This is a genomic window from Youngiibacter multivorans, assembly GCF_017873395.1.
Classification (GTDB): domain Bacteria; phylum Bacillota; class Clostridia; order Clostridiales; family Clostridiaceae; genus Youngiibacter; species Youngiibacter multivorans.
This window is the reverse complement of the sequence record NZ_JAGGKC010000014.1, coordinates 40,798-54,731: the sequence shown is the minus strand read 5'-3', so window position 1 is coordinate 54,731 and position 13,934 is coordinate 40,798. Positions and strand designations below refer to the sequence as shown.

The window sequence follows — 13,934 nt, the reverse complement described above, 5'->3', positions numbered from 1 at the left end:
TCCTCCCTGATTCAAATTCGTTTTATCCAATTAAAGCTTTGACACACCATATCCTGTTCTGTCAGATTCTCTCCCTGGTTCTCAGTCCTTCTATCTGCCCCATGGCCCTTAAGAACATGCAGTTCCTCACTGCCAGGCTTCCCTTCCACCAGTTTTCTGATATGGCGAACTCTTTAGGATATTTGTCCCATTTCCAGGAAATATCCCATACCCCATCCTTGTTCCTGTTTTTTACCAGCCATTCGGCTTCCTTTAATGACAGGTCACCTATCCCTCTGTCCACCTCGTCTCCCCTTGATTTCACGAAATGAGAAGGGTATGTAGAGTATCCGCCCCAGTTGTCTTTGTCTGAAAGGATCAGCTCTACCGATCTCTCATTGAAAGCCTTGACAGCCTCAGCATACCTCAGCCTGCTCTCTACCCTGGCCCTGGATATGTCTTCAAGAAGGTCCTGTACACATATCAAAGGATGCATATCAATTTTAGGGTTACTGAGAAATTCTCTCAGCAGATCATCCGCCAGGGCCAAAGCCTTTTTGAACAAATCGGAATTCCTGTCGGCAAATACCAGGATAAACCCTGTGAGTGTTGCTGTAGGATTGAACCTCTCCCTTTCAGCACTACCCGAGTCATATGACCACCACGGAGCATGGGGATAAGAGTCATTTGACATAGCTACATTCTCCCATCTGCCCTCTCTGAATCCAGACTCACTTTCAAGGTAACTAAGAATTGCATTCACAAGGCCATCCCTTCTGTCCTGAAATCCTGACTCCTTGAGGATTCCTATTGCTGCAGCAGTCTGTACCGGTGTAGAGTATGGATTCCATGAATCTGCCTCCAGCGCATTCCCGAATCCCCCATCGCTGTTCTGGTATGTTCCCAGGCAGGTCATGACATCATGTATTGAGCCCTCCTCAAAATGGTATTTCCATCTTGCCAGGTCAATGGGCCTTGCATTTCTAAGCATCCAACCGCGGATCCTGTTAAATTCCTTCCATTCAAGCATGGGAATCGCCTCCTTCCTGCTGACTCAATTTTATTATAAAACAAATCCCCATGGTATCGTACCCATAGGCAGAATATTGGCAAAACAATAATCTCCGCATGTTTTCGTTAGACTATTGCTAAATATACCATCGATTGACAAAAAAACGTATACATCACAATATCATTGTTATACAATCATAATGAAAGAAGCAAGTATTATACATAAATTTGTCGGAATATTGCAAAGATTTAGGGGTGAATTTGATGGATAGAGCCAGGAAGGTATCAATCGGCAGCATACTGATGGTAATGGTGGCCATAGGCTCCAATGTATCCATGTCAGTTTATCTGCTTCCAATATGCAGGCTTTATGATATAAGCATAACCGAAGGGTCCTTCATTTTTACAATTGCCGGCATCGGGGCTCTGGTATCATCGCTTGCCATCGGTAAGATCCTTGATGCATTCGGTATAAAGAAGGTTGTCGCAGCCAGTGGAGTCATGATGTTCCTTTTCTTCGCATCCATAGCCTTCATGGGACTTCCTTTCGTATATGCCGCTTCGTTTCTTCTGGGTTCTGCCTCTGTCCTGGCCGGCTTCGCATCTGCACAGGTTGTCATAACCTGGTGGTATGCCAGAGGAAGCGCGAAGGTGATGGGATTTCTTGGAGTTGGAACCGGCTTCGGAGGAATATTCATAGTCCCTGCGGCAGCCTGGCTCATAGAGAACATTGGTGTAAGAAAGGCAGCTCTTGTCCATGGAAGCTTTGCAGGAATATGGATCATCCTGACAGGTATCTTCCTTCTTTCAGAGCATCCTTCCCATTATGGTCTTGAGGCATCAGGCTCAGATGATAAGGCAGAGACAGAAGCAAAAAAAATCACAGGACTTGTTATGCGCGACATAAAGGGAACATTGCAGTTCTGGCTGATTTTTTCAGCCTGCTTCCTTATTGCACTAGCTTTCATGGGTTATTTCAACAATGCCTCTGCAATCTACCAGGGAATGGGAATAACAGCTATACAGGCTTCACTCTGCATATCCATATACAGTATCGCAAAGATGGCATGGGGGCCGATATATGGAGCACTCGCTGATAAAAAAGGCGTAGGCATCGCAACATTGATCTGCATGATGCCTTCTGCGATAATACTTGTGCTATCCCCTTTACTGAAAGGATTCGCAGGTGCTGCGGTACTTGCAGTGCTTATTGCTCCTGCTACAGTGGTTGGAATGCTCGGCACCCTTGCATTCATCAGCGTATTCGGAACTAGAGAATCCGGAACCCTTGTGGGGCTTTCCCATGCGGCTACCAGCATCGGAGGAATAATCGGTCCGCCACTTGCTGGATTTTCCTATGATTCAACAGGCTCCTACATAACATTCCTAGTCATCGGAGGGATCCTGATGATGAGTGGGACACTCCTGACCTACATATCGACCGGCAGGAAGGCAATAAGAGCTGTACGTAATAAGGAAGAATCCATCAACACCATCAGCTGATTAATCCACAGTTTGCTGCGGCATCCTCTGTATCAGTTAAGCTATAGCATATAGATGACCGGTCCGTAAACGGACCGGTCACTTCTTTTCTATGAGTTTGCAAATAGCTTGTCTATGACTGGCATGATCTCAGATACCTTTATGTTCTGGGGACACTGCTCCTCACAGTTTTTGCATGCTGTGCAGGCATCCGCAAGAGTCTCCATTGCGAAATATAGTCCCTTTGATTCATCCATCTTCTTGATTGCAGTGGAATTGTACGCCTCGAATATTCCCGGAATGTTGAGTCCAAATGGACAAGGCATGCAATACTGGCACTTTGTGCAGGGCACAAGGGCCATTGTGTCGTAAATGGTCTTGGCCTTTTTGAACATTTCCTTCTCAGGCTCTGTCAGCATTCCTTTGCCGGACCTGTCTGCGAAGACCAGGTTCTCTTCAACCTGCTCCATGGTACTCATCCCGCTTAGCAGCAGCGAAACGCCTTCATGGTCCCATATATAATCAAAGGCCCACTCTACAGGTGTCCTGGATGAATCCAGGGCATTCTTGACCTGGATTGGAGGAACGGCAAGCTTTCCGCCAAGGAGAGGCTCCATGATGACAAGGCCTATGCCTCTTTCCTTCACCATATTGTATCCTTCAAGACCTGCCTGAGTGTCAGTGTCAATATAGTTGTACTGAATCTGGCAGAAATCCCACTTGTCATAACCATCAAGTATAAGCTTAAATGCATCAAGGTCATCATGAAACGAGAATCCAATATATTTGATTTTCCCAGCAGCTTTTGCCATTTCAGCCCTTTTCAATACATCATGCTTCAGTATGACATTATCCCATCTGTCCCTGTTCATGGCATGCAGAAGGTAAAAGTCGATATGGTCTGTCTGAAGCTTGCCCAGCTGCTCATCGAGATACTTGTCAAAGTCTTCAGGCTTCTCAATCTTCCATACCGGAGATTTGGTTGCAAGGTATGTCTTTTCCCTGTACCCGTCCTGTAAAGCCCTGCCAACCAGTGTTTCGCTGCTGTACTTGTGGTACAGGTACGCAGTATCAACATAGTTGATTCCGCTGTCAATGGCATGCCTGATCATGCCAACTGCCTTATCCACATCAATGTTCCTGCTTCCCGGGTCCCCGTCTGTAGTCGGCAGCCTCATGGCTCCAAAGCCGAGTGCAGAAACCATTATTCCTGTTTTCCCAAATTCCCTGTACTTCATAATTTCCCTCCCATAATTCTCACTTATGACTAGTATATAGCATCTATTATCATCAGTTAAGCATTTGCATCGAAATTTCAAGTTACAAAATTATCAATCATAGATTACTGGTAAGACCAGACATATCGAAAGTATAACGTTTTCTTTTTTGAATGTCAATAATTGCAAACTCCTCATTGTAATTAAATCCGTTACCTCAATTATGAAAACAGCCAGACTATTTACAGAAACACAGGGTAGGATATATAATACAGGTGTCGAGGAAAAACGGGCAATGGCGTCCGCAGCTTTACCATTTGGTTTAAGCTGCGGGCTTTTTTATATTGCTTGTTCTTCCACAGGCGAATAGAGGATATAATTAGGGAAAGAAAATATTAATATTGTACTCAGGAGGTTCAAATGGACAGGAATGAAGTCATCCAGGCCGTGGTGGAGAATCAGGTGGAATTCATTGAATTGCAGTTCACGGACATATTTGGAATAATGAAGAGCGTGTCAATTCCGTCAGAAGAACTGGGAAAGGCTCTTAGCGGCGAGATCATGTTCGATGGCTCGGCTATAGACGGATTCGTGAGGATTGAGGAATCGGACATGTATCTCAGGCCGGACCTTGATACCTTCCTCATACTTCCATGGGCGGAATATCCAAAGGAAGCAAGGCTCATCTGCGACATAGTCGATTCAGAAGGGAAGGACTTCAGCGGCTGCCCAAGGAACACTCTGAAAAGGGTGATCAGGGATTCAGCTGAAAAAGGATATACTCTTCAGGTTGGTCCTGAGTGCGAGTTCTTCATGTTCCATACAACCGATACAGGAGAACCAAGCAGGATAACCCATGACAAGGCAAGCTACTTCGATATGGCTCCCCAGGACCTTGGAGGAAATGCAAGGAAGGATATAGTCAGGACCCTGAAAGACATGGGCTTTTCAGTCGAGGCGTCCCATCATGAGAACGCACCCGGACAGCATGAGATAGACTTCAGGTACAGCAATGCGCTTAATGCCGCAGACAGCATAATGACCTTCAAGATGGTAGTGAGGCTCATAGCAAAGAGACACGGTCTCCATGCGACGTTCATGCCGAAGCCTTCCTTCGGTGTAAGCGGTTCAGGAATGCACCTCAACCTGTCGCTGAGCTCGGAGGATGGATCTAACCTCTTTTATGACGGCAGCGATACTCTTAAAATGTCAAAGCTCGCATATAGCTTCATGGCAGGACTGCTTATCCATGCCAGGGAATATACCGCAGTTACCAATCCGACTGTCAATTCCTACAAGAGGCTTGTTTCAGGCTATGAAGCTCCAGCTCTCATCAGCTGGTCTTCAAGGAACAGAAGTCCGCTTATAAGGGTTCCTTCCATAATCAGGGACTCGACAAGGATCGAGCTAAGGAGCCCGGATTCGTCAGCGAACCCTTACACAGCTATAGCTGCAGTCCTAGCTGCAGGAATGGATGGGGTTTTGAAGAACCTTGATCCTGGAGCACCCCTGAACTCTAACCTCTACGACCTGTCGCAGAAGGAAATTGACGAAAAGGGAATTGAGAGGCTGCCTTACAACCTCTATGAAGCTGTTAGCTGCCTTAATGAGAGCAGTCTCATGAGAGACACACTAGGAGAGCACATATTCGAGAAACTGACTGAAGCATGCATGAAAGAATGGGATAACTATTCCAGCCAGATTACTGCCTGGGAAATCGAGAGGTATCTTCAGAGATTCTGATCCCTTTGGAGGAGCATCATGAAAGAACAGACGATAGTCATTGGCCACAGCAGCATATCGGTCATTGAAAAGCTCCGTTCCTCCCTGGAGAGGCGGGGATATAGGATTTACACTTTCCAGAGCATAGAAGAGGTCTTAAGGACTGCCAGGCGGGTCAAGCCTGACATAGTCATCATGCCCCTTGAAATTGGAGGCGCAAGCACGGTAGCCACGGCAAGGGTCCTTGAATCCGACTATGTTACCTCCGTGGTCTTCATAGTAGACCAGCCTGAAGGAGCCTTCAGGAAGACCCTGGAGACGATGAACCTCTATGCCTATATAACCTTCCCCATGACCCTTGATTCGCTCTACAAGACCGTAGAACTCGCTGTGAACACATCCAGGAAGATCCTTGACCTCAAGCTGAAGCTTCTGGAAGTGGAAAAGAAGCTTGAGGGGAGGATCACAGTAGAGAAGGCCAAGGGCATACTGATGAAGGAAGAGAACATGACTGAGGAAGAAGCCTTCGCATGTCTTAGGAAGATGGCCATGGACATGTGCCTTCCGATGGAGAAGGCCGCCAAGGCTGTAGTAGCCCACGGCTTCAGGAAAGAATAAAGAGCAGGAAGAGTGCGTAAAACACACACTTCCTGCTCTTTATCATTTCTGCACATTACAGGGATTGACCTGGATCAGATTCCGTAAACCCAGTGGTTCATTCCCCTGAATACATCTGGACCGTTCTTGAATGCCACATAGTTGAAATAAAGCTCACTGCCTATCTCCTTGCCCTTGACGATTAAATCGCCCAGGTCTCCCAGGTCGACCATATGAAGTCTTCCAAGGTCATTGAAGCCAGTGACTTCATTTATATTCTTTATCTCATCTACAAGTTTTTCTGCATCGTGCGGAAGAGCGTTTATGCTGAGAACCTCTTTAAGCTGCTCTTCAAGTTCAGTAAGGCTTATGAATGCCTTTTTCATTTGTCATTTCCCCTCTTGATAAAAGATTTCGCGTACCACATTATTATAATCAATTAATAATAAAATGCAATAAATATTTTCAAAGCATGTCAATTGTCGTTAATATTTTAACATTTTTAGAAACTTGCTTTATTATTTTTAATTTTACTATATTTTACTCTGCTAACATTTCAATATATCAGTAATACTTCAAACATGAATATAGTATCATATTGTATCATTATGTATCACGCTGTGATTTTAAGGCATTTCAAAGTATTCCAAAATGGAACAGCTTAGTAAGGCTTCTGCGCTCAGCTTAACCTCAGCAAGCAGATAAGCTTTAGATTTTACGAGAAAATATGCCTTGAGACAGAAAATACCGGGATGCATTAATCTGCATCCCGGTATTTATCTTACTTTATGACACTCTTTCCCATCAGATATTTGTCAACTTCCCTTGCGGCAAGCTTACCTTCCTGAAGGGCCCATACTATTAGGCTCTGGCCTCTTCTCATGTCTCCGGCGGAGAACACCTTCTCGACGTTTGTCTCAAATACTTCATAGTCTGCCTTGACATTGCTTCTCGGATCCCTGTCAACATCCAGCTCATCAAGGATATCATCTTCAGGTCCAAGGAATCCCATTGCCAGAAGCACAAGGTCTGCTTTCCATACCTTCTCGCTTCCGGGAACTTCCTTCGGATAAAGCCTGCCTGACGGATCCTTTTCCCAGCTTATCTCAACAGTGTGTATCTCCTTCACGTTTCCATCCTTGTCTCCTACCATCTTCTTTGTATTGATGAGGTAGTTTCTCGGGTCTCTTCCGTAAAGGCTTATAGCCTCTTCCTGGCCATAGTCCACCTTGATCTTCTTCGGCCATTCAGGCCATGGGTTGCTGTCCTCTATCCTCGCTGCAGGCGGTTCAGGAAGTATCTCCAGCTGATTGACGCTCTTGCAGCCATGCCTTATTGAAGTGGCGACGCAGTCAGTTCCTGTGTCTCCTCCTCCTATTACTATGACATGCTTGTCCTTTGCGCTTACATATGCCCCATCCTTATGATCAGAATCAAGCAAACTCTTCGTGTTGGCCTTCAGGAAGTCAACAGCAAAGTGGACACCCTTGAGGTCCTTGCCCTCGACCTGGATTCCCCTTCCCTTGGTTGCACCTCCGCAAAGTACTACAGAGTCATACTTCTCAACGAGTTCCTTTGCTGAAATGTCCTTACCGACCGAGGTGTTCATGACGAACTTGACTCCTGATTCCTCAAGAACCCTGACTCTTCTCATCACCACACCCTTGTCCAGCTTCATGTTGGGTATTCCATACATCAGCAGTCCGCCCGGCCTGTCGTTCCTCTCATATACTGTGACGTCATGTCCTACCGCATTCAGGTAGTATGCCGTCGACATGCCCGATGGTCCCGCTCCTACGACAGCAACCTTCTTGCCTGTAGGATTTGGCTTCAGCGGCCTTACCCAACCTTCAGAGAAGGCCTTCTCTATGATCTCATACTCAAGGTTGCTTATTGTCACAGGCTCCATGATAAGCCCTTCTGTGCAGGAGCCTTCGCATGGTGCCGGACATACCCTTGATGTGAACTCAGGGAATGGGTTGGTCCTTGCAAGCCTCTTGTAAGCCTCTTCCCACTGTCCCTTGTACACAAGCTCGTTCCATTCAGGTATCAGGTTATGCAGAGGACATCCCGACGCCATTCCATTAAGCAGCACTCCGCTGTGGCAGAAAGGAACTCCGCAGTTCATGCACCTAGCACCCTGCTTCCTTACTGTAACCGCATCAAGCGGAAGCTTTATTTCCTTCCAGTCACTGATTCTTTCCCTGGGAGGTCTTTTCTTGGGGTCTATTCTGTCAAATTCCATAAATCCAGTTGGTTTTCCCATTTTATTCGCCTCCCTAGTTGGATTCCGAGCCAAGCGGAATCTTGAAGTTCTCTGAGAATGCAACCATAAGCGCATCATCGCCTCTGTAGCCCGCATTCTTAGCCCGCTCTATGCTCTCTACCATGTTCTTGTAGTCTGTAGGTATTACCTTGGTGAACCTTCCAGCGTAATTGTTCCAGTCGTCCAGAACCATCCTGCCTCTTGGGCTTCCGGTAACTTCAACATGCTTCTCGATCATTTCCCTAAGCTCCTTGAGCTCCTTCTCCTCGGTGACCCCGCAGAGGAGGATCTTGCCCTTGTTGCAGTATACCTCATCAAAATCGAGTATGTATGCGATTCCGCCTGACATTCCCGCTCCGAAGTTCCTTCCGGTCCTTCCGAGAATTACGACCCTTCCGCCTGTCATGTATTCGCAGCCATGGTCTCCGACACCTTCAACCACTGCCTTGATTCCGCTGTTCCTTACGCAGAATCTCTCGCCGGCTATTCCGCTTATGTATGCCTCACCCTCGGTTGCACCGTAGAATGCCACATTACCGATAAGTATGTTCTCATGCGGTTCGAAATCAGATGTCTTAGGAGGATATACCACTATCTTTCCGCCTGAAAGTCCCTTTCCGATATAGTCGTTGGAATCTCCCTCAAGCTCAAGAGATAGTCCCTTCGGTGCGAATGCTCCGAAGCTCTGTCCTGCACTTCCTACGAAAGTAAGCTTTATGGTATCTTCAGGAAGACCTGCCTCTCCATATCTCTTGCTTATCTCGCTTCCAATAATAGTTCCGACCACGCGGTCAACGTTGTTGATCTTAAGCTTGGCCCTTATTGGCTTCTGGTTTTCAAGGGCAGGCTTGCACATCCTCAGCAGCTTCTTCATATCGAGTGATTCCTCGAGCTTGTGGTCCTGAGCTACTGTGTTGTACCTTCCTACATCAGCACCCGCATACGGCTGGTAAAGTATCTTGGAAAGGTCCAGATGCGATGCCTTCCAGTGGGTAACATTATCTTTCGGCCTTAGCCTGTCGGTCCTTCCAACCATCTCAATAATGGACCTGAAGCCCATCTTGGCCATGTATTCCCTCATTTCCTGGGCGATGAACCTCATGAAGTTAACTACATGCTCCGGCTTTCCGGTGAAGTTCTTCCTCAGTCTTTCGTCCTGGGTTGCAATTCCTACAGGGCATGTGTTCAGGTTGCAAACCCTCATCATAACGCAGCCCATGGATATGAGCGGCGTAGTTGCAAATCCGAACTCCTCGGCACCAAGCATTGCAGCTATGACCACGTCTCTTCCTGTAAGAAGCTTTCCGTCGGTCTCAACTACAACCCTGTCCCTCAGCTTGTTCAGAACAAGTGTCTGATGGGTCTCTGCGAGTCCAAGCTCCCATGGAAGTCCTGAATTCCTTATGCTTGTCCTTGGAGATGCTCCAGTACCTCCGTCATAACCCGATATGAGTATGACGTCAGCCTTTCCTTTGGCAACTCCGGCAGCAATCGTTCCGACTCCCACCTCAGATACCAGCTTGACGTTTATCCTCGCATTCCTGTTGGCATTCTTTAAGTCAAGTATGAGCTCGGCAAGGTCTTCTATTGAGTATATATCATGATGCGGTGGCGGCGATATCAGCTCTACTCCAGGAGTTGAATGCCTTGTCTTGGCGATCGAAGGGTATACCTTCCTGCCAGGAAGCTGACCACCTTCACCAGGCTTTGCGCCTTGAGCCATCTTTATCTGTATCTCTCTCGCATTGACAAGGTAATTGCTTGTGACTCCGAATCTTCCTGATGCCACCTGCTTTATGGCGCTGTTCTTGCTGTCTCCGTTCTCCATGACGAGGAATCTCTCCTCATCCTCTCCGCCTTCACCGGTGTTGCTCTTTCCTCCGAGCCTGTTCATCGCTATGGCAAGGCACTCGTGAGCCTCTTTGCTTATTGATCCATAGGACATTGCTCCGGTCTTGAATCTCTTCACTATCGAATCAACTGATTCAACTTCCTCTATCGGAATCGTATCGCCAGGATTGATCTTGAAGTCCAGAAGGCCTCTCAGAGTGAATATCTCCTCATCGTTGATCTTTCTCGAGAAATCCTTGAACAGTTTGTAGTTCGACTCCCTTACCGCTCTCTGCAGCAGGTATATGGATTCTGGATTGTACATATGGACTTCTCCATCATCCTTGACCTGGAAGTGTCCGCCTACTTCAAGAGTATCCGTGAACGGCGAATTCGGCGCATATGCGCTTTCGTGCCTCATCTGGCTTTCCTGGGCTATGTGCTCAAGGCCTATTCCCTCCACCCTTGATGGGGTATTGGCGAAGTATTTGTCTATGAGGTCCTTCCTCAGGCCTACTGCCTCGAATATCTGTGAACCATGGTAGCTCCTTGTGGTAGAGATTCCCATCTTGGTTATGACCTTCAGTATTCCCTTGACCGAGCCCTTTATGTAGTTCTTCTTGCCTTCCTCATAGGTGAGGCCGTCAAGCTGATCTCTGCATGCAAGGTCCCTTATTGATTCGTATGCCATGTATGGATTTATGGCAGTAACTCCGTATCCTAGAAGGGTACAGAAATGATGCACTTCTCTCGGCTCTCCCGACTCAAGTACAATTCCCATGTTGGTCCTTATCTCGTTCCTTATGAGATGGTTATGAAGACCTGCAGATGCCAGCAGAGCTGGAATCGGTGCATATGTCTCATTTACGCCCCTGTCTGAAAGGATGATTATCTTTGCTCCATCCTCCACAGCCTTGTCAACTGCCCTGAACATCCTGTCCAGCGCCTTCTCCATTGCTCTGGGGCCTCCTGCGGCCTTGAAGAGGATCGGAATCACGGCAGACTTGAAGCCGCCCTTATCCTGATTCTTGAGTATCGCAAGCTGCTCATTCGTGAGTATCGGATGCTCAAGCGAAATGCTTACTGAAGCCGAATCGTCTGGATTAAGAAGATTTCCGGTATCACCTAGAAGCATGGTGCTTGAAGTGACAAGCTCCTCCCTGATTCCATCGATAGGCGGATTTGTGACCTGGGCGAAAAGCTGCTTGAAGTAAAGGTAAAGAAGCTGCGGCTTCTCTGAAAGCACCGCCAGCGGTGAATCCATGCCCATTGATCCTATCGGGTCGTCTCCGCTCTCAGCCATGGGGATGATCGTCTTCTGGATATCCTCAAAGGTATATCCGAAGGTCTTCTGAAGCTTCAGCAGCTCATCAACATGAGGCTCTTCGAATTCATCGAAATTCCTCAGGTCCTCAAGCTTCGTGATATGCTTTGCATTCCATTCATCGTAAGGATGTATGGTTGAGACTCTCTGCTTTATCTCCTCATCAGAGATTATCCTCTTTTCCTTGGTGTCGATGAGCAGCATCCTGCCCGGCTCCAACCTGCCCTTATACTTTATGTTCTCAGGCTTGATGTCGACAACTCCGACCTCTGATGCCAGGATTACCCTGTCATCCTTGGTCACATAGTACCTTGATGGCCTGAGCCCGTTCCTGTCAAGCACTCCGCCTATGATGTCACCATCAGAGAAGGCCATTGCTGCAGGTCCGTCCCAAGGCTCCATGAGGAAGGAATTGAACTTGTAGAACTCCTTCTTCTCCTTGGACATGAGGACGTTCTTCTCCCAGGGTTCCGGAATCATCATCATTACAGAATGAGGAAGGGTCCTGCCGGTCATATGAAGGAATTCAAGGCTGTTGTCAAACATGGCGGAATCGCTTCCTGACTCATCGACTATAGGATAAGCCTTTGTCAGGTCATCGAAGTACTTAGACTTCATATTCTTCTGCCTTGCCCTCATCCAGTTGACATTTCCTCTTATGGTATTTATCTCGCCGTTATGGACTATGAACCTGTTCGGATGCGCCCTTTCCCAGCTTGGGAATGTATTTGTCGAGAACCTCGAGTGCACCATGGCCAGAGCCGATGAAAAATCAAGGTCTGAAAGGTCAAGATAGAAGTGCCTCAGCTGCTCAGCTGTAAGCATGCCCTTGTAGACTATTGTCTTTGACGAAAGGCTCGATACATAGAAGGTGCCTCCCTTGTCTTCACAAAGCGGAACTATCGCCTTCTCTGCAAGCTTCCTTATAATGTAGAGTTTTCTTTCGAAATCCCTCTCGTTCTTTATGTCTTCGCTCTTCCCGATGAATACCTGAATGAATCTTGGCATGACATTCTTTGCAGTAACGCCAACCATCGTCTTGTCGATAGGGACTTCTCTCCATCCGAGGATGCTCTGCCCTTCCTCTTTGACGATCTTTTCGAATGCATCCATCTGAATTCTTCTGAATTCGTCGTATTTGTGCGCGAATATCATACCAACGCCATAATCGCCTTTCTCAGGCAGCTGGAATCCCAGAACTTCGCATTCGCGCTTATAAAAATCGTGAGGTATCTGGACAAGTATGCCCGATCCGTCTCCGGTTTTCTCGTCAGCTCCCGCGGCTCCCCTGTGGCTAAGGTTCTCCAGTACTGTAAGCGCCTCGTCGATTATGTCATGCGACTTGTCTCCCTTGATATTTACGACAAATCCCATCCCGCAGGCATCGTGTTCGAACTGAGGGTCGTACAACCCCTGCTTCTTCGGTAACCCATGCTCCATATTCCTCACCCTTTGTCTCCCTAACTCGTCGTTAGAATAATTCCACCATAAGGATGGTTTTATCCACCTTAATGATTGATACGTAAAATTGTATACCAGAGGTTATGGCAATTCAATATTTATTTTACAAAATATTAATGATTTATGATTAAATTCGCTTTAATTTTGATAATTGCCTATCATCATGCAATTTTACCTTCATTTAGGGATTCATTTTTCATGTTTTTGCAATACGAACCTTCAAATGTCAAAATTCTTATTAGTACGTACCTGTACGAAGGACTCTTTCAATATCGAAGCAATGGTTCAGAGGTCCGCTTCCTTTTCCCAGATCCAGGCCGGTGCCCAGAGCTCCTGCGACATATTTTTTGGCCATTATTGCGCTCTCTTCAACAGTCATTCCGCTTGCGAGTCCTACGGCCAGTGCTGAGGATAATGTGCAGCCTGTCCCATGGGTGTTATTGCTGTCTATCCGTTTACCACTGATCCAAATGAATTCATTCTTCCTGCATAGAAGATCATCCGCACTCCCATTAAGGTGCCCACCCTTTAACAGCACCCACCCCGGAATCATATCAGAAATCGCCTTAGCGGCCATTTCCATATCAGTCTTATTGTTTATCTTCATTCCTGTAATCTTCTCAGCTTCAGGAATGTTTGGAGTGACCAGGTCAGCAAGCGGCATAAGTTCTTTCACCAGAGAAACCTCAGCGCCATTACCGAGGAGACTGCTTCCGCTGGTTGAAACCATGACCGGGTCAACCACGATGTTCTTGGCTCCATACTCCCTGAGCTTTCCTGCTATCACACAGATGAGCTCCCTGTTAGACACCATGCCTATCTTCACTGCATCCGGGTATATATCCCTGAATATACAATCAAGCTGAAGAGAAAGGAACTCCGGGTCAGATTCAAGAATCCCATATACTCCTGTAGTATTCTGTGCAGTGAGTGCCGTAACCGCGCTCATGGCATACGCCCCAAGCGCAGTCATAGTCTTTATGTCAGCCTGTATTCCAGCTCCTCCGCTGCAATCAGAGCCCGCAATCGTCAATACCTTTATCAT

9 protein-coding genes are annotated in these 13,934 nt (G+C 47.0%); 3 read left to right on the top strand and 6 right to left on the bottom strand.

Annotated elements, in window-relative coordinates:
* Nucleotides 1-61 precede the first annotated feature (61 nt).
* Nucleotides 62-1,009: a hypothetical protein gene (locus J2Z34_RS09280; protein ID WP_209459584.1), complete on the bottom strand. Its 948-nt coding sequence runs from the start codon at nucleotides 1,007-1,009 to the stop codon at nucleotides 62-64.
* Nucleotides 1,010-1,254: 245 nt separating this feature from the next.
* Between J2Z34_RS09280 and J2Z34_RS09275 the strand changes: the two genes are divergently transcribed.
* Nucleotides 1,255-2,493, top strand: coding sequence for an MFS transporter (locus tag J2Z34_RS09275; RefSeq protein ID WP_209459583.1), 1,239 nt, complete (start codon nucleotides 1,255-1,257; stop codon nucleotides 2,491-2,493).
* 89 nt (nucleotides 2,494-2,582) lie between these two features.
* Here J2Z34_RS09275 and J2Z34_RS09270 read toward each other — a convergent pair whose 3' ends face one another.
* On the bottom strand, nucleotides 2,583-3,710 hold the full coding sequence (locus tag J2Z34_RS09270; RefSeq protein ID WP_209459582.1) for an aldo/keto reductase: 1,128 nt from the start codon (nucleotides 3,708-3,710) through the stop codon (nucleotides 2,583-2,585).
* Between the two features lie 399 nt (nucleotides 3,711-4,109).
* Here J2Z34_RS09270 and glnA point away from each other — a divergent pair, with 399 nt between their 5' ends.
* Nucleotides 4,110-5,432, top strand: coding sequence for a type I glutamate--ammonia ligase (glnA, locus tag J2Z34_RS09265; RefSeq protein WP_209459581.1), 1,323 nt, complete (start codon nucleotides 4,110-4,112; stop codon nucleotides 5,430-5,432).
* Nucleotides 5,433-5,450: 18 nt separating this feature from the next.
* On the top strand, nucleotides 5,451-6,029 hold the full coding sequence (locus tag J2Z34_RS09260; RefSeq protein ID WP_209459580.1) for an ANTAR domain-containing response regulator: 579 nt from the start codon (nucleotides 5,451-5,453) through the stop codon (nucleotides 6,027-6,029).
* 74 nt (nucleotides 6,030-6,103) lie between these two features.
* On the opposite strand, the gene J2Z34_RS09255 is transcribed toward J2Z34_RS09260, so the two are convergent.
* The 4 genes from J2Z34_RS09255 to thiD form a co-directional block, all read right to left on the bottom strand.
* A complete protein-coding gene (locus J2Z34_RS09255; RefSeq protein ID WP_209459579.1) occupies nucleotides 6,104-6,394 on the bottom strand; it encodes a hypothetical protein in 291 nt (96 codons plus the stop codon).
* Nucleotides 6,395-6,789: 395 nt separating this feature from the next.
* Nucleotides 6,790-8,274 (bottom strand): glutamate synthase subunit beta, encoded by a 1,485-nt coding sequence (locus J2Z34_RS09250; protein ID WP_209459578.1) that lies wholly within the window; start codon nucleotides 8,272-8,274, stop codon nucleotides 6,790-6,792.
* A 13-nt stretch (nucleotides 8,275-8,287) separates the two neighbouring features.
* Nucleotides 8,288-12,868, bottom strand: a complete 4,581-nt coding sequence (gene gltB, locus J2Z34_RS09245) for a glutamate synthase large subunit (RefSeq protein ID WP_209459621.1) — start codon at nucleotides 12,866-12,868, stop codon at nucleotides 8,288-8,290.
* 259 nt (nucleotides 12,869-13,127) lie between these two features.
* Complete coding sequence (gene thiD / locus J2Z34_RS09240) at nucleotides 13,128-13,934, bottom strand: bifunctional hydroxymethylpyrimidine kinase/phosphomethylpyrimidine kinase (protein WP_209459577.1); 807 nt, start codon at nucleotides 13,932-13,934, stop codon at nucleotides 13,128-13,130.